17 protein-coding genes are annotated in these 22435 nt (G+C 74.3%); 6 read left to right on the top strand and 11 right to left on the bottom strand.

Going from position 1 to position 22435, the window contains the following annotated elements:
* Window positions 1-700 precede the first annotated feature (700 nt).
* The 4 genes from HYQ63_RS34130 to HYQ63_RS34115 form a co-directional block, all read right to left on the bottom strand.
* Window positions 701-1915 carry an acetyl-CoA C-acetyltransferase gene (locus HYQ63_RS34130; protein WP_179937621.1) on the bottom strand — a complete coding sequence of 405 codons (1215 nt, stop codon included), beginning with the start codon at window positions 1913-1915 and terminating at the stop codon, window positions 701-703.
* 34 nt (window positions 1916-1949) lie between these two features.
* A complete protein-coding gene (locus HYQ63_RS34125) occupies window positions 1950-3122 on the bottom strand; it encodes a CaiB/BaiF CoA-transferase family protein (RefSeq protein ID WP_179937620.1) in 1173 nt (390 codons plus the stop codon).
* 100 nt (window positions 3123-3222) lie between these two features.
* Entirely contained in the window at window positions 3223-4671 is a 1449-nt protein-coding gene (locus HYQ63_RS34120) for a sialate:H+ symport family MFS transporter (RefSeq protein WP_179937619.1), read from the bottom strand.
* Window positions 4668-5606: a dihydrodipicolinate synthase family protein gene (locus HYQ63_RS34115; RefSeq protein WP_179937618.1), complete on the bottom strand. Its 939-nt coding sequence runs from the start codon at window positions 5604-5606 to the stop codon at window positions 4668-4670. The genes HYQ63_RS34120 and HYQ63_RS34115 overlap by 4 nt, the downstream gene beginning before the upstream one ends.
* Window positions 5607-5782: 176 nt before the next feature.
* Between HYQ63_RS34115 and HYQ63_RS34110 the strand changes: the two genes are divergently transcribed.
* Window positions 5783-6286, top strand: a complete 504-nt coding sequence (locus tag HYQ63_RS34110) for a DUF1203 domain-containing protein (RefSeq protein WP_257232318.1) — start codon at window positions 5783-5785, stop codon at window positions 6284-6286.
* Here HYQ63_RS34110 and HYQ63_RS34105 read toward each other — a convergent pair.
* The 3 genes from HYQ63_RS34105 to HYQ63_RS34095 all read right to left on the bottom strand — a co-directional run bounded on the left by HYQ63_RS34105 (window position 6283) and on the right by HYQ63_RS34095 (window position 9768).
* Entirely contained in the window at window positions 6283-7002 is a 720-nt protein-coding gene (locus HYQ63_RS34105) for an endonuclease V (RefSeq protein WP_179937617.1), read from the bottom strand. The two genes, HYQ63_RS34110 and HYQ63_RS34105, sit on opposite strands and share 4 nt — an antisense overlap.
* Before the next feature lie 31 nt (window positions 7003-7033).
* Window positions 7034-8101: an oxidoreductase gene (locus HYQ63_RS34100; RefSeq protein ID WP_179937616.1), complete on the bottom strand. Its 1068-nt coding sequence runs from the start codon at window positions 8099-8101 to the stop codon at window positions 7034-7036.
* A 134-nt stretch (window positions 8102-8235) separates the two neighbouring features.
* Window positions 8236-9768, bottom strand: a complete 1533-nt coding sequence (locus HYQ63_RS34095) for an RNA polymerase sigma factor (protein WP_179937615.1) — start codon at window positions 9766-9768, stop codon at window positions 8236-8238.
* Window positions 9769-10015: 247 nt separating this feature from the next.
* On the opposite strand from HYQ63_RS34095, the gene HYQ63_RS34090 reads away from it, so the two are divergent.
* Window positions 10016-10432, top strand: coding sequence for an SsgA family sporulation/cell division regulator (locus HYQ63_RS34090; RefSeq protein ID WP_179937614.1), 417 nt, complete (start codon window positions 10016-10018; stop codon window positions 10430-10432).
* A gap of 27 nt (window positions 10433-10459) precedes the next feature.
* Here HYQ63_RS34090 and HYQ63_RS34085 read toward each other — a convergent pair whose 3' ends face one another.
* Both HYQ63_RS34085 and HYQ63_RS34080 read right to left on the bottom strand, forming a co-directional pair.
* A complete protein-coding gene (locus HYQ63_RS34085; RefSeq protein WP_179937613.1) occupies window positions 10460-11143 on the bottom strand; it encodes a GPP34 family phosphoprotein in 684 nt (227 codons plus the stop codon).
* A 118-nt stretch (window positions 11144-11261) separates the two neighbouring features.
* Window positions 11262-11873, bottom strand: a complete 612-nt coding sequence (locus tag HYQ63_RS34080; protein WP_306664856.1) for a hypothetical protein — start codon at window positions 11871-11873, stop codon at window positions 11262-11264.
* A gap of 221 nt (window positions 11874-12094) precedes the next feature.
* On the opposite strand from HYQ63_RS34080, the gene HYQ63_RS34075 reads away from it, so the two are divergent.
* A complete protein-coding gene (locus HYQ63_RS34075; protein WP_179940788.1) occupies window positions 12095-13468 on the top strand; it encodes a helix-turn-helix transcriptional regulator in 1374 nt (457 codons plus the stop codon).
* Window positions 13469-13485: 17 nt separating this feature from the next.
* Here HYQ63_RS34075 and HYQ63_RS34070 read toward each other — a convergent pair whose 3' ends face one another.
* Together HYQ63_RS34070 and HYQ63_RS34065 are read right to left on the bottom strand one after the other, a co-directional pair.
* The gene (locus HYQ63_RS34070) at window positions 13486-16908 is read right to left on the bottom strand and encodes a hypothetical protein (protein WP_179937611.1); all 3423 of its coding nucleotides are present in this window, start codon (window positions 16906-16908) and stop codon (window positions 13486-13488) included.
* A 42-nt stretch (window positions 16909-16950) separates the two neighbouring features.
* Window positions 16951-17589, bottom strand: a complete 639-nt coding sequence (locus HYQ63_RS34065) for a DUF1266 domain-containing protein (RefSeq protein ID WP_179937610.1) — start codon at window positions 17587-17589, stop codon at window positions 16951-16953.
* A 189-nt stretch (window positions 17590-17778) separates the two neighbouring features.
* On the opposite strand from HYQ63_RS34065, the gene HYQ63_RS34060 reads away from it, so the two are divergent.
* From HYQ63_RS34060 to HYQ63_RS34050, 3 genes are read left to right on the top strand one after another with little or no spacing between them, the layout of a single operon-like run.
* Window positions 17779-19248, top strand: coding sequence for an aldehyde dehydrogenase family protein (locus HYQ63_RS34060; RefSeq protein WP_179937609.1), 1470 nt, complete (start codon window positions 17779-17781; stop codon window positions 19246-19248).
* On the top strand, window positions 19245-20795 hold the full coding sequence (locus HYQ63_RS34055) for an APC family permease (protein ID WP_179937608.1): 1551 nt from the start codon (window positions 19245-19247) through the stop codon (window positions 20793-20795). Before HYQ63_RS34060 ends, HYQ63_RS34055 begins: the two co-directional genes overlap by 4 nt.
* A 14-nt stretch (window positions 20796-20809) precedes the next feature.
* Window positions 20810-22360: a GMC family oxidoreductase gene (locus tag HYQ63_RS34050; RefSeq protein WP_179937607.1), complete on the top strand. Its 1551-nt coding sequence runs from the start codon at window positions 20810-20812 to the stop codon at window positions 22358-22360.
* Window positions 22361-22435 lie beyond the last annotated feature (75 nt).

The following is a 22435-nucleotide window of genomic DNA, read 5'->3' as shown; positions in this document are numbered from 1 at the left end:
AACGGAAGCAGGTCGGAAGCGGATGCGGATGACGATCGGGACGGGCTCCCCCGTCCCCGGCCCCACCGGGCCCCTCCGCGGCCCCGCCGCGCGGGCCCCGGCGGGGCCGGGGGCGGGAGCCCCGGGTGGGACCGGGACCGGAGCCGGAGCCCCGGAGGGCCCAGGGCCGAAACCCCGGGTGGAGCCCAGAGCCAAAGCCCCGAAAGGCCCAGCGGCAAAGCCCCGGCGGCCCAGGAGCCGAGCCCCAGCTGGAGCCCAGGGGCAGAGCCCCGAGTGGGATCCAGGGGCGGAGCCCCGAGTGGGATCCAGGGGCGGAGCCCCGAGTGGGCCCGGAGCCGGAGCCCCGGAAGGCCCAAGGCCGAAACCCCGGGTGGAGCCCAGAGCCAAAGCCCCGAAAGGCCCAGGGGCGCAGCCCCGGCGGCCCAGGAGCCGAGCCCCAGGTAGAGCCCCCAGGGGCAGAGCCCCGGGTGGGTCCCAGGCCCGGAGCCCAGTCGGGCCCGGCCCAGAGCCCCGGTAGGGCCCAACCCCTGGGCCCGGTATGGCCCAGTGGCAGAGCACGGTGAGGCCCAGCCCCGGGACCAGGTAGAGCCCAGGGGCGAAGCCCCGGTGGGGTCCGGGGCCGGGGGCGGAGCCCCGGTGGGGGCCAGGGGCGGGGCCCCTGGTTCGGGAAGGGGCGGGGTGGGGAAAGGCCCGGGCACGACTACAGCCGTTCGACCACCGTCGCGATGCCCATGCCACCCCCCACGCACAGAGTCGCCAACCCGTACCGCTCGCCGCGCCGCTCCAGCTCGTCCACCAGCGTGCCGAGGATCATCGCGCCGGTGGCGCCCAACGGGTGGCCCATCGCGATCGCGCCGCCGTTGACGTTGACCTTGTCCAGGTCGAGGCCCATGTCCTCGGCGAAGCGCAGCACGACCGCCGCGAACGCCTCGTTGATCTCGACCAGATCGATGTCGTCGATGGTCAGCCCGGCCTTGGCCAGGGCCTTGCGGGAGGCGGGGGCCGGGCCGGTGAGCATGATGGTCGGGTCGGCGCCGGAGACGGCGGCGGAGACGATGCGGGCGCGGGGCGTGAGCCCGTAGCGCTCGCCGGTCTCGCGGTTGCCGATGGCGACGAGGGCCGCGCCGTCCACGATGCCGGAGGAGTTGCCCGCGTGGTGGACGTGGTCGATGGCTTCCACCCAGTGGTACTTCTGGAGCGCCACCGCGTCGAAGCCGCCCGCCTCGCCGATCGTCGCGAACGACGGCTTGAGCCCCGCCAGGGTCTCGGGGGTGGTGCCGGGGCGGATGTGCTCGTCGCGGTCGAGGACGGTCAGCCCGGCGCGGTCGCGGACCGGGACGACGGAGCGGTCGAAGCGCCCCTCCTTCCAGGCCAGGGCCGCCCGCTCCTGCGACAGCGCGGCGAAGGTGTCCACGTCGTGGCGGGTGTAGCCGCCGAGGGTGGCGATGAGGTCGGCGCCGATGCCCTGGGGGACGAAGCCGGTCTCGTAGTTGGTCATCGGGTCGGCGAACCAGGCGCCGCCGTCGGAGCCCATCTTCACGCGCGACATCGACTCGACGCCGCCCGCCAGCACCAGGTCCTCCCATCCCGAACGGACCTTGGCCGCGGCCAGGTTGACGGCCTCCAGGCCCGAGGCGCAGAAGCGGTTCTCCTGGACGCCCGCCACGGTGACCGGGAGCCCCGCCGCGATGGCGGCGACCTTGGCGATGTCGGAACCCTGGTCGCCGAGCGGGCTGACGACGCCGAGCACCACATCGTCGATCGCGGCCGGGTCCAGCTCGGGGAAACGGCGCCGGATCTCGTGGATGAGGCCCACGACGAGGTCGACGGGCTTGGTGCCGTGCAGGGCGCCGTCGGCCTTGCCGCGTCCGCGCGGGGTGCGGATGGCGTCGTACACGTACGCTTCGGTGCTCACGTCTGCTGCCTTTCGGGGGTGGGCGGTTGGCGCGTCAGGAGGGGGACTCGCCGGCGGTCGGCGTCGTCGGAGTGACGTCGGGTACGCCCCAGTCGCGGGCCACTTCGGCGGCGTGCGCGCCGGGCCGGGCGGGGCCCCCGCGCACCCGGCCGGGGGTCGCGGAGAAGCGCGGGGCGGGCGCGGGCTGGGTGATGCCCGCCTCGTCGACGAAGGTGCCGCGGGCGGCGAGTTGCGGATGGTGGGGGGCCTCGCGCAGCGACAGGACGGGCGCGACGCAGGCGTCCGACCCGGCGAACACCGCCGTCCACTCCTCGCGGGTGCGCTCCTTGAAGCGGGCGGCGATGACGGCGCGCAGCCGGTCCCAGCCGTCGATGTCCTTGCGTGCCGGTGCCTGGTCGGCGACCCCGAGCAGGTCGATGAACTCGGCGTAGAACGCGGGCTCCAGCGCGCCGACCGCCATGTGGCCGCCGTCGGCGGTCTCGTACGTGCCGTAGAAGGGGCAGCCGCCGTCGAGGAGGTTGCTGCCGCGGCGGTCCTGCCAGCCGCCGGCCGCCATCATGCCGTGCAGGACGGCGGTCAGATGCGCGGTGCCGTCCACGATCGCCGCGTCCACCACCTGGCCGGTGCCGCCGGAGCGGGCGTGCTGGAGGGCGGCGAGGACGCCGATGACGAGGTAGAGCGAGCCGCCCGCGTAGTCCCCGAGCAGGTTCGCGGGCGCCACCGGCGGGCCGTCGGCCTCCCCGGTCATGCCCAGGGCGCCGGTGATGGCGATGTAGCCGATGTCGTGCCCGGCCGTCGCGGACAGCGGGCCGTCCTGGCCCCAGCCGGTCATCCGGCCGTAGACGAGCCGGGGGTTGCGCTCCAGGCAGGTGTCCGGGCCGAGGCCCAGCCGCTCGGCGACGCCGGGGCGGTAGCCCTCGATGAGGATGTCGGCCCGCTCGATCAGGCCGAGCGCGGCGTCCCGGCCGCGCTCGGACTTCAGGTCGACCAGGACGGACCGCTTGTTGCGGTTGGCGAGGTCGTACGCCGGGTCGATCTTCAGGCCCCCGGGGCGCTCGGGGCGGTCGACCCGTACGACATCGGCGCCCAGGTCGCCGAGGAGCATGGCCGCGAACGGCCCGGGCCCGATTCCGGCCAACTCCACCACCCGCACCCCGGCCAGCGGCCCGTGCCCCGTCGCTCCGCCCACGTCTGCTGCCGCCGCCATCCGGGTCCGTCCTCAGCCTCTGTATGACACCACCGCTGTAACACCGCCGATGCTAGGAACGCACCCCCCATTCCACAAGCCCCCACCCGGGGCGGGGTGTTCAGCGCGGCGTGTCCGCCGGGAGCGGGCGTTCCCGCAGCAGGTGGTCGTCGGCGAGCTCCGGGTCCACCAGACGGCCCAGTCGGCGCGGCACATCCGCTCCCACCAGCACGATCACCACCAGCGTCAGACCGGACGTCAGCACCGCCAGGGCCTGCCCGAGCGGCATGCCCTCCGCCAGGTGCGCACCCAGCACGGGGGCCACCGCGCCGCCGAGGGCGCCCGTGTTGTAGACGAAGCCGAGCGACGCGGCGCGGCTCTCCGTGGGGAAGTGGCTCGCGATGTACTTCGGCAGGATGCCGGAGATGCCCTGGCTCAGGGCGAGCAGACAGAACAGCAGCACCCCCAGCCCCACGAGCGTGTCCCGCACCGCGAAGACCGGGAAGACGAAGCACAGCGAGGCGAGCAGGGTGTACGCATAGGCCCGCCGGGTCCCGAACCGGTCACCGGCGAACCCGGCCAGCCAGCAGCCGACCATGGTGCCGAAGCCCGCGTAGAACATCGCGTCGGTGACTTCGGAGGGCGCGTACCCCAGCTCGGTCTTCAGATAGGTGGGCAGCAGCGCCTGGATGGGCCAGCTGTAGAGGAAGGCGCAGAAGACGGTGCACATCAGCGCCACGTACACCAGCCAGCCGCGCCGTCCGCCGAGCTGGGCGGCGAAGGCGAGCAGGGCGCCCGCCGCCAGCAGCGACAGCGGCCACCGCCAGCCCGCGCCCAGCGGGGTGAAGACGCAGAACAGCGCGGCGCTCGCGGCCACCGCCAGGGCCGCGTTGAGGTACCCGAGGCGGCCGGTGAACAGGGGGCGGAACGGATTGGGCCGGGCTGCGCCGGACGCCGCCACCTCCTCGTGCCAGTCCCCCGCCTCGGGAAGCGCGCGCCGCACCCACAGTGCGACGAACACGGGCAGGACGCCGACGTAGAACATCCAGCGCCAGCCCCAGGCGGGTACGACCCACTTGTACAGCTCGGCGGCGATGATGGTGCCGCCCGCGTAGCCGGAGATCAGAAAGCCGGAGGCGCGGTTGCGCAGCTGGGCGGGCCAGCTCTCCAGGGCGTACGTCGCGCTCGCGCTGTACTCGCCAGCCATGCCCATGCCAATCAGCAGCCGGGCGGCGAACAGGCTGAAGTAGTTCCAGGCGAAGCCGCACGCGAAGGTGCCCAGGGAGTAGAGCAGAATGCTGGCGACCATCGCGGGCTTGCGCCCGTACCGGTCCCCCATCGCCCCGAGCAGCGCCCCGCCGAGCCAGCGGGTGATGAAGGCGCCCGAGACCAGGCTCGCCGCCGACGCCGCGCTGAGGTCGAACTCGTCGGCTATCTCGGTCAGCACGAGCGTGATGAGCACGAAGTCGAAACCGTCGAGCAGATAGCCGATCCAGGCGGCGAACAGCGACTTCCACTGCCGCCGGGAGACCTCGCGGTACCAGGGCCCGTGCGATGCCTCGACCGTCACGACAACAGCCCTCCCTCTTCCAGCAGTTGACGCACCCTCTTCACCGCGTCGTCCCCCAGCGGCACCTGCGGCGCGGCCGTCGCCGGGCAGGCGATGACGCCCAGCAGGTGCAGCGCCGCCTTGAACGCGCCGAGCGCCGAGGAACTGCCGCCCATCACGTCCGGATCACCGGCGTCGGTGAGGGCGAACAGCGCCGCCAGCCGGTCCTGTTCGGCCCGCGCCCGGTCCCAGCGGCCCGCGCGGGCGTGCTCGTAGAGCCGTACGTAGCCCGCAGGGTCGACGTTGCCCAGCCCGGGGACGACGCCGTGGGCACCGGCCAGCAGGGCGCCGTCCACGGCGAGTTCGGAACCGGTGAGCACGGAGAAGGAGTCGGTGAGGCCGCGGCGGCGGGCCGCCACGAGCAGCCGCCGCAGCGCGCCGTCGTCGCCGCTGCTGTCCTTGAGCCCGGCGAGTGTGCCGTCGGCGGCCAGCGGCAGCACGATCCGGGGCGTCAGCTTGGAGTGGACGGAGGCCGGGATGTCGTACGCGAACAGCGGCAGCCCCGCGCCCTCGCGCACCCGCCGGAAGTGGTCGGCGATCTCCACCGGATGGGTGCGGGTGTAGAAGGGCGCGGTGGCCACGATCGCGTCCGCGCCCAGCGTGGCGGCGGTACGGGCGTGGTCCACGACCCGCTCGGTCGCCATGTCGATCGCCCCGGCGAGCACCGGCACCCGCCCGGCCGCCGCCTCGATCACCGTCTCCAGGACGGTACGGCGCCTGCCGTCGCCCAGATACGCGGTCTCGCCGCTGGAGCCGAGCGCGAACAGGCCGCTCACGCCCGCGTCGATCAGCCGCTCGGCGAGGGCGGCGAGGGAGACCCGGTCGACCTCACCGGCGGGGGTGAGGGGAGTGCACAGGGGCGGGACGACACCGGTGAGCGGAGCCGGAAGACTCATCTGGACCCTGCTTTCTGCGCTGCGCGACGAACGGGGGAATAGCCGGGTGATACGGACGTCGGACGTCCTATGTTTTGGGGCGAATCTGACTCAGCACCAGCTCACTGTCAAGTACGCCCAGCGTCCCGTCCGAATACCGCCGGACACCGCGGCACCCGCGGACGACGATGAAACGCATGAGCGACAACATGACCTACGAGATCCGGGCCATCGCGCCCGAGGTGGCGAAGCAGCTGCGGATCAGGGACGACGCGGGCAACCCGCCGCGCATGGTGGTGGACGACGAGGACGGCAACAGCCCGCTGCGCTGCTGCCTGGGCCGGAGCCTCCCGGGCGAGACCATCGCCCTCGTCTCCTACGCCCCGCTGCGGCGCTGGGCCGAGGAGACGGGCGCCGAGCCCGGTCCGTACGACGAGCAGGGGCCGGTCTTCATCCATGCCGAGGAGTGCGGCGGCTGGACCGGCCCCGGCTTCCCGTCCGGCATGTGGGGCGACCACCGGGTGCTGCGCGCCTACTCCGCGAAGGGCGACATCCTCCGCGGCCGCCTGCTGACCGGCGGCGGGCAGGAGGCGTGCGAGGAGACCCTGGCGGAGCTGTACGCGGACCCCGAGGTGGCCGCGGTGCATGTGCGCTGCGTCGAGTTCGGCTGCTTCGTGGCCGAAACGCGGCGGGCCCGCTAAACGGCCTCCGCCAGCGCGCGGCGGCACAGCGCGTCGGCGCGGCGGGTGGTCTCGGGCTGCCGGTAGTCGCGGGCCAGATGGAGGGTGTACGCGCAGGCGTCGTCGAGGGTCACCCGGTGGCCGACGGACACGAACACCGGCTTCACCCCGTCCCGGGTGCGCAGCGCCCGGCCGACCTCCTCGTCCCCGTCGAGCAGCGGCGTCCAGTCGCCGCGGCGCGGACCGGGCGGGTCGTGGCGGAAGGTGAAGGGGTTCTTGGCGACGCCGATCGTCGGCAGCCCGGTGAGCACCCCCAAGTGGCTGGCCAGCCCGAAGCGGCGGGGGTGGGCGAGGCCGTAGCCGTCGCACACCACGACGTCGGGGCGGTGACCGTGCCGGTCGAGGGCGCCGAGCGCGTCCAGTACGGCCGGGATCTCGCGGAACGCCAGCAGCCCGGGTACGTACGGGAAGGTGACCCGGCCGACCGCCGTCGTCTCCCCGACGACGGCGAGGGTGCGGGCGTCCAGCGCGACGGCGGCCGCCGCGACGACGCCGCGTTCGTCGTCGTACGCCACGTCCACCCCGACGACCGCCCCGGCCCCGCCGCCCGGGGCGGGCACGGCCCCGCCCTCCGCGCGGACGGATCCCCGCAGCCGCTCCTGCACGGCGGTCGCCTCGGCCTCGGTCGTGGGCCAGTCGCGCGGGAGTTCATAGCGGGGATCGATGGCGCTCGTCATGACCGGTCACGCTACCGCCCGGCGCACACCTCTACCGGGTCGGCTCCAGGCGGGCGATGCGGCCCTTCTCGCCCGACGCCCAGCAGCCGCCGTCCGGGGCGCAGTCCACCGAGTCGTACGAGCCCGGGTCGAGGGCGCGCCAGGTGCGCCCGCCGTCCGCCGTCACGTCCGTGCCGGTCGGGCCGACCGCGAGGGCGGTGCGGTGGCTGTACGGCAGCCAGGTGACGCCCGAACGGTAGGCGGGCGGGGGCTGGGTGGCCGGGGTCCAGGCCGCGCCGCCGTCCGCGGTGACCGCGGCCGCGCGCGGGGACGGCTGGCCGGGTCGGTAGTCGCCGCCCACGGCGAGGCCGTGGCGGGTGTCGCGGAAGGCGAGGGCGAACACGCCGCGGGCCGGGTCACCGGCGGGGAGCGGCGCGTCGGCGACGGTCCAGGTGCGGCCGCGGTCGGCGGTGTGGAAGACCCGGGCGGTGGCGGCGCCTCCGGTGGCGAACCAGGCGTCCCGGCGCCCGGCGCTCACCAGACACTGCCCGCTCGCGGCGAACGCGGACTCGCCCGGCTGCGCGGCGGGCATCCCGCCCGAGGGCAGAACGCGCCAGGTGCGGCCGCCGTCACCGGTGCCGAGGATGCGGTACTTGCCGTCCACGGGGTCGCTGAGCGCGATGCCGTGGCGCGCGTCGAAGAAGGTCAGGCAGTCGTAGAAGGCGCGCGGATCGGGGTTACGGAACGTCTCGCTCCAGGTGGTGCCGCCGTCGTCCGTGACGAAGACGCGCGACGCCTCGCCCTCGCCGATGGCCAGCACCACCGCGCGCCGCGCCCCGAACGCCTCGATGTCGCGGAACTCCAGCCCCTCCGCACCGGGCGGGGACACGTTCCGCCAACTGCGGCCGCCGTCGCGGGTCCGCAGCACCGTGCCCTTCGTCCCCGCGACCCAGGCGGTCCGGCGGTTCACGGCGGCGAGTCCGCGGAAGCGGGCGTCGGTGCCGCTGTCCTTCAGCCGCCAGCCGGCGCGTACACCGTCCGCCCCACCGGCCGGTTCGCCCTGCGCGGGCGAGGCGAGGGCGGCGGCGAGCGCCGCCCCGCAGAGTCCGGCGGCCGCCATGCGTCTCATCATGCCCATGATCCCCATGCCCGTCATGGGGCGGGAAGCTAGCCCATGGGCGATACGCCGTCCAGCACGCGGCGGCGCCCGCGGACATCCGCGGGCGCCGCCGATCGGCCGTCAGCCGTGCCGGTTCACTCGTTCACACAGAGCCGTACCAGCACCGATACGCAGTTCTCCGAGTCGTCGGTGGGCGCCGAGGTCGGGTTGTCGGGCTGGCTCGGCGTCTCCTGCGGGTCGCTCGTGCCGCCGCCGTCGCTGTCGCCACCGGAACCACTGTCGGAACCGCCGTCGGAACCGCTGTCGGAGCCACCGTCGTCCGTCGGGTCCTGCGAGGGCGACGAGGGGTCGGAGGTGGGGTCGGATGTCGGAGTCGACCCGGATTCAGATGGGTTGGGCGACTTGGTCGGCGCCGTCGGCTTCTCCGAGGGCGAGTCCGACGAGTCCGACGACGGGTCCGAGGGAGCGGCCGGCGGCGTGGTGGACCGCGAAGGGGACACCGCGCTCGACGGCACGTCCGACGGGCCCGGCGCCTTCGTGGACGGCTTGCTCCGGGACGCCTCACGCGTGCCGTCCGTCCGCGGCGCGTCCGGCTTCTGCGACGCGGCGTCCGTCGCGTCCGTACCGGACGAACCCGACGAAGGTGAGGAGTCGGAAGGTTCATGACTCGGCGCCGATGCCGCCGCGGGCTGACCCGCCTCCGCCGCGCCGCCGTTGGTGAGGGCGAGCCCCGTCATGACCGCCGCACCCGCGACGAACAGCACCCCGGCCCCGGCCACCGCGACCGCGACCGGTCCCGCCTCGCGCACCTGCCCGTGCATCAGGTGGCGCATCGACCGGCGACCGGAGACGAGCGGGCCGTTCGCCGGAGCCGCGTGCGCGGCGCCGATCGGCACGGTCGCCGAACCGCCCACCCCAGCGGTCCCGGCGCCCGCGGCCGCGGCGCCCGTCGCGGCCCAGCCGCCCGCGGCGACCAGCGGCCGCAGATACGGCGCGGTGCCCCGGTCGTACAGCGCCAGCAACGCCGGGCCGGTCAGCGCGGCCAGTCGGCCATCGGCCGCCACCAGCCGCTCCATCCGGGACCGGCAGTCCCGGCAGCCGTCGATGTGCACCGCGATCCGCTCGGCCTGGTGCGGGTCGTCCGTGCCCTGCACATGGCCGGGCAGCCCGTCCCAGTGGCCACCGCACGCCGCGCTCGCCGGGGTGCCCGGCTGCGCGCGCAGGAACTCGTGGCGCAGGCTCTCCCGGGCCCGCTCCACGAGCGCGGCCGCGGCCTCGGCGGTCGTCCGCGTACGACGGGCCGCCTCCTCCGGCGACGCATCCTCCGCCTCGGCGAGCCAGAGCGCCGTGACCCAGCGCTGCGGCAGCTCGCCGAGGACGCGTATCAGCGGTTCGAGCAGCGAGGCCTGCTGCGGCGGGCCCCAGTTCACCGAGGCCACGGCGAGCCCGCGGATGACGCCCGTCAGTTCGCCCGGTATGGCGTCGGTGTCGATGGACTCCCCCGCGCGCAGCCGCCGCCAGACGCGGAAGTGCGCCTCGGCGACGAGGTCCCCCGCCGTCCAGGGGTTGCCGGTGAGGGTGCGGGCGTACCCGACAAGTCGTGGATATTCGGATTCGTAGAGCCGGGTGTACGCGGCCGCGTCCGGCGCCGCGGGACGTTCGGTCATGGTGGAACAACCCCTGGGGTGGGTGCCTCGGGAGAGCGGAGTGCGGCGGAAGTTTTGTAACAGCTCCGCACGGCACCCGAGACCGTGCATGGATTTGGCAAGCCTAAATGCCGTATGTCCCCCCGAAAAACCGGTCGTGACGCACGTCACGCCCCGCGCGGGTGCACTGGCCAGTCAGCCCGTACGTCTTATGGACGTAGAGACGGCGAGGACCCGCACCGATCGCAATCGCAAGGGAGCAGGCGTTGTGACCACTGTCATCGACCAAGCAGTCCAGGCCCACCTCATCGCGTCGACCCCGGAAGCACGCGCCATCCCGGCATGCCTGCGCTACGAGCGCGACGATCCGTTCGCCGTCCGCGTCTCCTTCCCGCCCACCGCGTCCCTCGACGGTTCCGCCGTGGAGTGGACATTTGGGCGCGAACTGCTCGCTGCCGGACTGCGCGGACCCGCGGGCAGCGGTGACGTCCAGATGTGGCCGTGCGGAACGCAGCGCACCGTGCTGGAGTTCCACGCCCCCGAGGGCATGGCGATGGTGCAGTTCGACACCGCGGATCTGCGGCGGTTCCTGGCCCGCTCGTACGCGGTGGTGCCGGAGGGGGCCGAGGGCGGGGAGCTGGACCTGGACGACGGGCTGGCGTCCCTGCTCAGAGACTGCTCCTGAGAGAAATCCGTTCGCCGGGCAACCGGGTCAGTTGGTGGTCGTGGCCGCGGCGGCGGTCGCCGCCGACAGCGCCGTGGCGACCGCGGCGGCGAGCCCCGCCCGCACATGGTCGACCACGCCCTCCAGCGCGGCCCCCGGCGCGCCGCTGCGCGCCTCCAGCTCCGCGATCCGCTTCCGGTGCGCCTTGAGGTCCTTGTGCGTGACGACGGTCGTCAGCCCGCCCGCGGCGGCGAGCGCGATCAGCGCGGCGTCCCGCTCGGACACCTCGGCCGCGGGCAGTCCCCCGTACAGGACGCGCACCGCCTCGTCCCGCATCTCCGCGACCAGCTGCGACCGTTCCAGCCCGTACTCCTTGACCGGGAACAGGCCGAGCACCCGCCGTGAGGTCACGCGCACATACCCGGCCCCCCGCAGCTGGTCCCGTACCGCCTTCTCCGTCAGATGCGGGTGATGTCCCACCCAGGTCCCCCAGGTGCGCGGCCGGGACTCCTCGATCAGCTCCAGCAGCCCGTCCAGCGCCGGGTCCCCGGTCCGCGCGTCGGGCAGCGGCTTCGGACAGCCCTCCGCGTCGACGAGCAGCTCGCGCTGCGCGAGTTCGGTGAGCGCCCCGGCCTGGACGAGATAGCCCAGATGCGTGACGGGCTTGCCGCTGTCCGGGTCGAAGGCGAGCAGGTAGAGGGTGGCGGCGAGGGAGAGCGAACCGTTCGGCACGGGATCCTCCGGGCGGCGTGATCCGGTCGGGCGGGTGCACCGACCCTAACCGTGTGCCCTCCCGCGGCGACGGCGACGCGCACCCCCCTGTGTGTGCGCGTAGCCGCCTGCGCCGCCCTTACGGGTGGTACAGCTTCACGACCGCCGTGGTGGTCGTCCGCCGGAACGCGTCGACCGGGGCGTGCTCGTAGGTCCCCATCTCGCCCCACGCGACGACGGTGACGGTCCGCCCGTCACGCCCCACCCCGAACAGGTGGATGCCCGGCTCCGAGTCCGGGTACGAGGTGTGGACCCCGTACACATGGGCGCCGTCCTCGGCCGGGAGCGTGCCGTAGTCCCGCCAGGACGCCGTGCCCTCGGGGAAGTCGCCCTCCCAGTCGGCGGCGCAGTTCCGTACCTTCTTCTCGGCGGCCGCGGCGAGCTTGCGCGCCGCGTCCACGGTGGCCGCCTTGACCACGATCTGGCTCGCGGACGTGTCGTACTCGGTCCAGAAGGTCCGATGGGTGGCCCCGGCCGAGGGCAGCGTGTCCTCGACGCAGAAGGGGACGTCTCCGGGCAGCCCCGGGGTGACGTCGCTCGCGTACCAGTCCGACGACGGGTGCGGCGGCAGCTCCTTCGGTACGAGGTGGCCGGGCGTGCCCGGGGCCGCGGTTGCGGTCGCGGATCCCGCCACCAGGGCGGCCGCGGTGAGGGCGCCGAGGGCGGCGGCGCGGAGGCGTTGCGAAGACATGCGCATGGAAGGGTTCCCCGCTTCGTATGAGTGCCATTCGTATGGGTGCCATGGCCGCGGAGTTCGCGGCGGCAGTCCAAGACTGTGCGGCACCGCGCCGCGACCGCTACGGCAGGCGTGGCATCCGGGACGCGGGAATGCCTGCACGTACGCTGACTTGGGGGGGGATGACGACACCCTGGAACGCGCCCGCGGGACGTTCCAGCGGTACGAGGAGGGGGATGGGGCCGGTGGGCAGAGCCGATGACGTCGAGGAGTTCGCGGAGAGCCTGCGCGCGCTGAAGGAGCGTTCGGGACGCAGCTACGGGGCCTTGGCCACACACCTGCACGTCAGCACGTCCACACTGCACCGCTACTGCAACGGCGACGCTGTCCCCACGGACTACGCCCCCGTAGAGCGCTTCGCCCGCCTGTGCGGCGCGACCCCGGAGGAGCTGATCGCCCTCCACCGCCGCTGGATCCTCGCCGACGCGCACCGGCCGGCTCGGGCAGCTCGGGCAGCCGACCGGGGCGAGGCGGCGGGCGGCACCGCGCGCGAGCGGTTCGCGGCGCGGGCGCGCTTACGGGCCGTTTCGTCCGACGCGGCGTCAGACGGGGCGGCATCAGACGGGGCGGCATCAGACGGGGCCGCGTCCGGCGGGGCGGCCCGTGCCGCATGGCGTACTCGGCCGTGGGCCCTGGTGGCGGGCGCAGCCGCCGTCGTCGTCCTCGCCGTCACGGCCGTGGAGGTGCGGTCGTCGGGCGGTGGCGGCCAGCCGGGGAGCCCCTCTGCCGCCTCGCCCCCGGCATCGGCTACGCCCAAGGCCCCCGCCACGCGCCCGCCCGCCGCCGGGCCCACCGCCCGCGGCCATCTGGACCGCGAGGAGAGCGGCGACGGGCCGCGGTCGGGCGCGCCGCACAGCAAGAAGCCGGGACGGCACGACGGCGACGCGACGGCCACGCCCGGCGCGACCCGTCCGCCCCGGAACGGCCCCACCCGCCTGCCCCTCACGCTCAGCACCCGCTCCCACGTCTGGGAGAACGGTTGCGACCACCGCTACGTCATCGACCGGCCGCCCGCCGACGTCGCCCCACCGCCCACCGAGCGGGACGCCCCGGCCTGGGCCGCCGCCCATGACGCGGTGCACGGCGGGACCACCAACGTCGAGGCGACCGTCCAGGGGCGGGCGGAGTCCGCGGTCGTACTACGGGCCCTGCACGTACGGGTCGTGGGGCGCCGTACGCCGCTCGCCTGGTCGTCGTTCGCCATGGACAACGGCTGCGGCGGCGCCCTCACCCCGCGCGCCTTCTCCGTCGACCTGGACGCCGCCCGCCCGCAGGCCCGCCCCACCGACGGCAACGACGAGGGCAAGCCGATCCCCGCCGTCCGCTTCCCGTACCGCGTCTCGGCGTCGGACCCGGAGGTGCTGCTGATCAACGCCCGTACGGCGGGCTGCGACTGCCGCTGGTACCTGGAGCTGGAGTGGACGAGCGGGGACCGCTCCGGGACGGTGCGGATCGACGACAACGGCGCGCCGTTCCGCACCAGCGGCATCAAGGGCCGCCCCACGTACGGGTACGACTACGGCGAAGGGGCCTGGCGCGACGGCAGCTGAGGAGCGGCCGAAGGGCCCTACTCCCCCACCGTCGTCAGCCGCAGCGCCGCGTCCCGCACATCCGGGTGCGGATGCCGCCGCAAGCCCCGCACCCGCTCCCGCCAGGGCTCCGCCCATTCCGTACGGGGGCCGCCGACGCCGGTGAGCACCGCGGCGAAGAGCCCGGCGGCGTGTCCGCCGTCCTCCTCCAGCTGCCACGCGGCGCGCAGCAGCCCTTCCCGCCCGCCCGGCCGGGACGCGGCGGTGAGCCGGTCCCGCAGGACGTCGGCGGTGCGGGCGGCGAGCGCGGGGCGGGAGGCGTGCAGCCGGGCGAGGCGGGCGAGCGCGGCGGTCAGCGCGCTCGGCCGGGCGTCCAGGTCGAGGGCGTGGACGAGGACGTGGGCGGCCTCGGGGACGAACGTCTCGTATCCGGCGAGGAGTTCGGCGGCGCCCAGCGCGTGGCGCCGCATCTCCCGCGGCCGCATCCGCCCGTGCTGGGCGAGTCGCGTGGCCAGGTGGCGGATGCGCTGGCGGGCGGGCCGGTCGCGGTCCGGTTCGGCGTCGGGCATGCCGGTCCGGGCGTCGGCGGTGACGAGGGCGGCCAGCGCCCAGGCGAGCGGGTTGTCCTCGGAGGTGCCGTCGGGCGCGGCGGCCATGAGGGCGAGCAGGGCGTCGGCGGCGGACCGCCAACTGGCCCGGTTGCCGAGGTCGGTGACGGCCGCGACCAGCAGCGCGGCCGCGTCCGGCGCCCAGGGCGACCAGCGGGCGAGCGCCGCGTGGCCGGAGGCGGCCACCTCGGGGTCCTCGGTGTCGCAGACGACGCGGATGAGCTGGGCGTAGCGCTCGCGGTGGAGTTCGGGGAGGTCGAGCGGCCGGGTGCGCAGGACGGCGTGGCGCAGTTCGCGGCGCCCGCCGGCCGCGGCGGTCAGCAGCTCCCAGGCGCGCTTGGTGCCGAGCAGCCGGGCCGCGAAGCGGACGCAGACGGCCTGGACGTCGGGGTGCTGGCCGGGGAGCCCCTGGGCGTCGGCGAGCAGGGTGGCCGCGTCGGGTGCGGGGAGGTGGGTGGCGGCGATCCGGGCGGCCTCCTTGCGGCTGGTGACCTTGGCCGGGACGGACGGTACGGCGGTGGCGACGCCGTCGGGCGCGAGGACGCCGCGGATGAGCCGGTCCAGCCGGGACGGTGCGACGTACCGGGCGGCCCCGGCCGCCGCGTACACCGCCACCCGCGCGCGGTCGCCGCCCGCGTGGGCGAGCAGCAGCGGCAGGGCGTCCCCGGGGCGGCGGGTGTGGGGCAGGGCGGCGAGCGCGGCCTCGGCGAGCACCACGTCCTCGGCGGCGGCCCACGTCCTGACCAGCGGCGTGCCCTCGTCGAGCGGCGCGGCGCGGGCGATCGCGGAGGCGCGCTCGAGCGGCGGCAGGGTGGTGTCGGCCGCGGCCCTGGCCAGCAGGCGGGCGGCGGCTGCCTGTTGGCGGGGCAGCCAGCGGGCGGCGTCGCGGCCGGTGGGCGGCGTCCAGTGGGTGCCGTGGGTGAGGAAGCGGCCGTACGGCGGGGTGTCGCCGAGCACGAGGTCGAGCAGATCGGTGCGGCGCCGGGTCAGCACGGCCAGGACCGGGGGCAGGACGGCGGCCGAGGGCTCCTGGGCGAGGAGTTCGGCCACCCGGTCGTCCCGTTCGCGGGGCGGCTCCAGCCACCGGGCGATCGCGGTGCGGGCGGTTTCGCCGCGGCCGAACGCGATGGCCTGCCGCAGCAGTTCCTGGAGCTCGGGCATGGTGTGGGCGCGCCGCCCGAGGGACCGGGCGAGGGCGAAGGTCAGCTCGTGGTCGACGCGTTCGGCGCCCGCCTCCAGCCAGGGGCGCAGCGCCTCGAAGACGGTGTGTTCCTGGCCGCGCCGCAGCTGGTGGTCGAGGCGGCCGAGGTCGGCGGCGCCGACGCTGCCCGCGAGCCGGGTGACGGTGCGCAAGCCCCAGCCGAGCAGTTCGCGCCGCCCGGTGACGGCGTGTTCGCGCAGCAGGGCGACGGCGAGGCGGCGCAGCGCCTGCCGGGTGGCGGTGGAGGAGTCGCGGGCCTGGATGGCGTCGGTGGCGACGCGGTCCAGGGGTTCGGCGGCGTCGTCGGTGAACAGGGCGGGCGGGGTCGCGGCGAGCGCGTCGAGGGCGGCGTGGCGCACCGGGTCCTGCTCGTTGCGCAGCCGCTCCAGCTGCCGCAGCAGCGCGGTGACGGCGTCCGGGTCGCCGGAGCGGGCGGCGTTGCGGATCAGCAGCGGGTAGGCGGTGGCGCGGTCGTCCGCGGCGGGGCGGCGAGTGGCCGTCAGCAGCTCCTCCCGCGCCTCCTCGACCGGCAAGTACGCGACCGCTTCGAGCACCGTGGCCCAGTGCGCGCCGCGCTCGCGTGCCTGCGTGGCCATGCGGCGCGCCTCCGCCTGGCGGCGCGGGCGCGGCAGGGCGTCGAGGACGGCGGGTGCCAGGGCGGCGTGGGAGGGGTCGTGTTCGGCGGTGGCGGCGTCGAAGAAGGCGGCGCGGCGGGCGGGCGGAAGGGCGGTGAGCAGCCGCGCCAGGGCCTGGGCGTCGTGGGCCAGGGCTCGGCCCAGGGCGTCGAGTTCGGGCGGGTCGGCCGTCACGAGGCGGCGCAGCACGGCCCGTTCCAGCCCCCGGCCGCGCAGCAGGTGCGCGTGCTCGGGCGTGAGCAGCAGATCGAGCGTACGGCCGGGGTCGGCGGCCACCAGCGTGCCCAGCCGGTGCCACAGCGGCGGGGGCAGCGGGCTGTGGCACCGCCGCTCCAGCAGGTCCAGTACGCGGTGCGGTTCGGCCCGGGCGGCGAGCGCCACCCCGGGCGCGTACCGCAGCCACCAGGAGGCTCGCAGCGCCACGGGCAGCGCGGTCAGCTGCCGCTCGGCCTCGTCGAGGACGGCGGCGGGGTGGCGGGTGGTGAGGGGCCGCCAGCTGCCGACCGCGTGGAACAGCGCGGGCAGCAGCCGTACGACGGTGTCCGCCCCGCAGCCCGGCAGCAGCCGCGCCGCCTCGGCGTCGCCCCAGCGCTCCCGCAGCGGGTCGACCAGCCGGTCGGCGAGGGCGGTGCGGCGCTGGGCGACGACGGCCCGGATCAGCTGGCGCCGTACGGCGGCGGGCGCGTCCTCGAACGCCGCCTCCAGCGCCTCGTCCCGGACCCGCGCCCCGGCACCGGCCCCTCTCAGGGCGTGACACCGCACCAGGGGGTCGGGGTCGGTGAGCAGCGTCTCCAGGTGACCGGTCCGCCCGCCGATCGCGGCCGCGGCGGCGGCCAGCCGCCGCTCGTACGCCCCGCGCCCCGTCAACTCCCCGACGAGTCCGGCCAGTTGGCCCTGGGCGCTGGCCACCCTCACCCGCACGGCCAGCTCCCGCATGCGCCGCGGATAGGGCAAGGGGTCGAGGGCGGCGATCAGTTCGTCGGCGAGGGCGCGGGGCGCGTCGGGGTCGTACACCATGCGGAGGATTCTCCCCGGCCCGGTGGCCGGAGACGCGACGGGTCAGACGTCCGGCTGGTAGATGGCCTCCCAGGGGGTCCGCTGCCAGGGGCTGTCCTGGTTCATCGGGTCCACCAGCCGCTGGACGGCCCGCGCCGTCTCCTCCTGCGACACCGGCCAGTCCTCGTCGTCGGTGCCGCTGAGGGCGCGCATCCAGGCCAGTCGGCCGGTCATGAAGTCGTCCGCGTACTCCTTCCACGAGCCGTACGTGCGCGCGACCGGCGCCACGACCTCGCGCAGCAGCCGCCACGCGGTGGGCTCGTCGATGTACCCGGAGGCCAGGCCGTAGCGGGTGATGTCCGCGTAGCGGGCGATGTCCCAGGCCAGCGGCGGGTGCCCGATGGCCGCGGCCATCTGCGTACGGTGTCCCGTGGTCGCCAGCCGGTGCAGTACGCCGTGCAGGTCCTCCGTGGTGGTGATGCCCCAGCTCTCCGAGAGCCGTCCCCGGGAGGTCGACACGTCGATGCGCTTGAGCGGGTACAGCAGGGTATGCGAGTGCCCCGGGGTGCGCTCGGCGAGGATCGCCGCGAGCGAGACCATCCACCGCTGGTGGGAGGTCAGCGGGGTGGGGTAGCGCTTCTTTGCCGACGGGCCCACGGCCATCTTGACCAGGGTGCCGCCGAACTGTATCCAGCCAGCCATGAGGCGAATGATGCTGGCAGAGCCGCTGCCCGCGGTCAACCGGGGTCCGTACGCCGTGCGGGGGCGCCCGGTGGCACTTACGCTCATGGTGTGGGTCGGCCGTGCGTCGGTCACCCCCTGGCTGGGTGCGTCCGGCGCTCGCGCAACCCCGCCCGACCGGCCGTACAGCCCCAAAACGAGGGGGTAGACATGCCGGAGCTGTTCATCGGCGGAGAGTGGACCGCCGCCCTCGACGGACACACCCGGGAGATCCGCTGCCCGGCGGACGGGTCCCTGGTGGCCACGGTGGACGAGGCCGGGCCGAAGGACATGGCCGTGGCCGTCGCGGCGGCCCGGGACGCGTTCGACCGCGGGTCGTGGCCGGGCACTCCGGCCGCCGAGCGCGGGCGGCTGCTGCTGCGCGTGGCGGATCTGCTGGAGCGCGACAAGGCGGATCTGGCCCGCGCCGAGTCCCTGGACACGGGGAAGCGGCTGGTGGAGAGCGAGTACGACCTCGACGACATCGCGGGGTGCTTCCGCTACTTCGGCCATCTGGTCGCCACCGGTGGCGCGGACCGGGTGCTGGACGCGGGCAGCCCGGAGATCGACAGCCGGGTGGTGCACGAACCGGTCGGGGTGTGTGCCCTGATCACGCCGTGGAACTATCCGCTGCTCCAGACGGCCTGGAAGGTGGCGCCCGCGCTGGCCGCCGGGAACACGTTCGTCCTCAAGCCCAGCGAGCTGACCCCGCACACCGCGATCGGGCTGCTGCGGCTGCTCACCGAGGCGGGGGTGCCGCCGGGCGCGGCCAATCTCGTCCTGGGGGCCGGATCGACGACGGGCGCGCCGCTGGTCACGGACGAGCGGGTGGACATGGTGTCCTTCACGGGCGGGGTGATGACCGGGCGGTGGATCATGGCGGCTGCCGCGCCCACGGTCAAGAAGATCGCTCTGGAGCTGGGCGGCAAGAACCCCAATATCGTCTTCACCGACTCCGATTTCGACACCGCCGTCGACTACGCGCTGACGGCCGTGTTCCTGCACTCCGGGCAGGTGTGCTCGGCGGGTGCGCGGCTGCTGGTCCAGGAGCAGGTGCACGACGCGTTCGTGGACGAGGTGGTGGCCCGCGCCCGGGCGATCCGGCTCGGTGGCCCGTTCGACGAGAACGCCCGCACCGGGCCGCTGATCTCGGCCGCGCACCGCGACAAGGTGGCCAGTTACGTGGCGGCGGGGATCGACGAGGGCGCGGTGCTGCGCTGCGGCGGGGGCCCGCCCGACGAACCGTCGCTGGAGGGCGGCCACTACTACCTGCCGACGGTGCTGGACGACTGCACGCCGGACATGACGGTGGTGCAGGAGGAGTCGTTCGGCCCGGTGCTCACGGTGGAGCGGTTCCGGGACGAGGAGGAGGCGCTGGCGCTCGCCAACGACACGGTGTACGGGCTGGCGGGCGCGGTGTGGACGCAGGACGCGGAGAAGGCGCACCGGGTGGCGTCGCGGCTGCGCGCCGGAACGGTCTGGATCAACGACTTCCATCCGTATGTCCCGCAGGCCGAGTGGGGCGGGATGAAGCAGTCGGGCATCGGCCGTGAGCTGGGCCCCGCGGGGCTGCACGAGTACCAGGAGGCCAAGCACATCTGGCGCAACACCGCGCCCCGCCCCCAGCGGTGGTTCGCGTGACGGCGTCCGATCCCACCGAGCCACCCCGCCCCGGCCCCCGGGCGGACACCGCACACGACGACGACTCGCTCACCGAACTCGGCTACCGGCCGGAACTCAAGCGCACGCTCGGCAACTTCCACACCTTCGCCGCCGGGGTCAGCTACATCTCCATCCTCACCGGCACCTTCCAGCTCTTCTACTTCGGCGTGACGCACGGCGGCCCGGCCTACTGGTGGTCATGGCCGATGGTGTTCCTCGGCCAGCTGATGGTGGCGCTGTGCTTCTGCGAGCTGGCGGGGCGCTATCCGGTGGCGGGGTCGGTGTACAACTGGTCCAAGCTGCTGGGCGGTCCGCACGTCGGCTGGCTGGGCGGCTGGATGATGATGACCGCCTCGATGGTGTCGCTGGCCGCGGTGGCGCTCGCGTACCAGATCACGCTGCCGCAGATCTCCTCGTGGTTCCAGCTCGTCGGCGACGGCAGCAGCGGCACCGAGCGGGCGGCCAACGCGGTCGTGCTGGGCTCGATCCTGATCCTGTTCACCACCCTGGTGAACGGCTTCGGGGTGAAGCTGATGGCCCGTATCAACTCCGCCGGGGTGGCCATCGAGCTGGTCGCCGCGATCGTGCTGATCCTGCTGCTGGCCGCGCACCTCACCCGCGGCCCGTCCGTCGTGCTGGACACCTTCGGCCGCAACGAGGGGCAGTCGCTGGGCTACTTCGGCGCCTTTCTGACCGCCTCGCTGGCCTCCGCGTACGTCATGTACGGCTTCGACACGGCGTCGTCGCTCGGCGAGGAGTCCGTGGATCCGGGCCGCAACGCGCCGCGCGCCATCCTGCGGGCACTCGTCGCGTCGTTCCTCATCGGCGGGTTCATCCTGCTGTTCGCCCTGATGGCGGTGGAGAACCTGCACGCGAAGGCGCTGGCGGAGGACGGCCTCCAGTACGTGGTGCTGACCACCCTCGGAACCACCATGGGCGAGATCATGCTGTGGTGCGTGGTGGTCGCCATCACCGTGTGCGCGCTGGCCGTGCACACCGCCGGCATCCGGCTGATGTTCGCCATGGCGCGGGACAACAACCTGCCCGGCGGCTCCCGGCTCGCCCATGTCCATCCGCGCTTCCAGACGCCGGTGCTCCCGGCGATCCTCATCGGTGTGGTGGCGGTCGCGATCCTGGTCATCAACATCAACCAGCCGCAGATCTTCTCGGTGGTCACCAGCATCGCGATCATCATGATCTACATGGCGTATCTGCTGGTCACCCTGCCCATGCTGGTGCGGCGGCTGAGGGGCCGGTGGCAACCGGCCACCGGCCGCTTCTCGCTGGGCCGCTTCGGCGTGCCGGTCAACGTGCTGGCCGTGCTGTGGGGCCTCGCGATGTCCGTCAACCTCGCCTGGCCGCGCACCGAGGTCTACAACGCCACCGGTCCGCAGCACTGGTATCTGCGCTGGGGCGCGGTCCTGTTCATCGCCGTCGTCGCCCTCGGTGGCTTCGCCTACTACTGGTTCGTGCAGCGCAGACACACCGGCGTACTCGCCGAGCACGCCGCCCCCACCACCCCGTGAGGGAGGACAGGCCCGTGGACGAATTCGACTACGTGGTGGCCGGGGGCGGCACGGCCGGGTCGGTCGTCGCGGCCCGGCTGAGCGAGGACCCGTCGGTGTCGGTGTGCCTCCTGGAGGCGGGCCCCTCGGACGTCGGCGACGACAACGTCCTGCGGCTGGAGCGGTGGATGGCGCTGCTGGAGTCCGGCTACGACTGGGACTATCCCGTCGAGACGCAGAAGAAGGGCAACAGCTTCCTGCGGCACGCCCGCGCCAAGGTGCTGGGCGGCTGCTCCTCCCACAACTCCTGCATCGCCTTCTGGGCGCCCGCCGAGGACCTGGACGAATGGGCCGGGGCCGGCTGTACGGGGTGGAGCGCCGAGGAGACGTACCCGCTGTTCCAGCGGCTGGAGAACAACGACGCGCCCGGGGACCACCACGGCCGCGGCGGCCCGGTCACCCTGCGCACCGTGCCGCCCCACGACCCGTGCGGCCGGGCGCTGCTGGCCGCGTGCGAGGAGGCGGGCATCCCCCTCACGCCGTTCAACACCGGCGAGACGGTGGTGCGCGGCGCCCACTGGTTCCAGATCAACGCGCGCGAGGACGGCACCCGTTGCTCCGCCTCCGTCGCCTACCTCCACCCGGTCATGTCCGGGCGTCCCAACCTGACCGTACGCACCGGGCTCCAGGCCAAGCGGCTGCTGCTGGACGCGGACCGGCGCTGCATCGGCGTCGACTACCTCGCCCCCGACCTCATCCGCACCCACACCGTGCACGCCCGGCGCGAGGTCATCGTCTCCTGCGGCGCCATCGACACCCCGAAGCTGCTGATGCTGTCGGGCATCGGGCCCGCGGACCATCTGCGCGACGTGGGGGTGGAGGTGATCGTGGACTCCCCCGGCGTCGGCGAGAACCTCCAGGACCACCCCGAGGGCGTCATCATGTGGAACGCCGAACAGCCCATGGTCCGCAGCTCCACCCAGTGGTGGGAGATCGGCATCTTCGCCGCCACCGAGCCCGATCTCGACCGGCCCGACCTCATGTTCCACTACGGGTCCGTGCCGTTCGACATGCACACCTACCGCCACGGCTATCCGACGTCCGAGAACGCCTTCTGTCTCACGCCGAATGTCACCCGCGCCCGCTCCACCGGCACCGTACGGCTGCGCTCCCGCGACTTCCGCGACAAGCCGAAGGTCGACCCCCGCTACTTCACCCACGACCACGACATCCGCGTGATGATTTACGGCCTGCGGCTGGCCCGCAACATCGCCGCCCGCCCCGCCCTGGCCCTCTGGGCGGGCGCCGAACTCGCCCCGGGCCCCGACGTGGACACCGACGACGAGCTGTTCGCGTACATCCGCGACACCCACAACACCGTCTACCACCCGTCGTGCACGGCGAAGATGGGCGCCCCCGACGACCCGGCCGCCCCGCTCGACCCGCAGCTGCGGGTCAAGGGCGTGACGGGGCTTCGGGTGGCCGACGGCTCGGTGATGCCGCACCTGGTGGCCGTCAACCCGTGCATCACCACGATGATGATCGGCGAGAAATGCGCCGACATGCTCAAGCGCCGCCACCCATGACGGCACCCGGCCCACCCATGTAACTCCGGTGGCCAATCAAGGCGTTGGCACCGCGCGGCCACAGGATTCCCTTGA

Origin of the sequence: Streptomyces sp. Rer75 (assembly GCF_013414305.1) — a bacterium.
Lineage (GTDB): Bacteria > Actinomycetota > Actinomycetes > Streptomycetales > Streptomycetaceae > Streptomyces > Streptomyces himastatinicus.
This window is presented reverse-complemented; position numbering and strand designations above follow the sequence as displayed.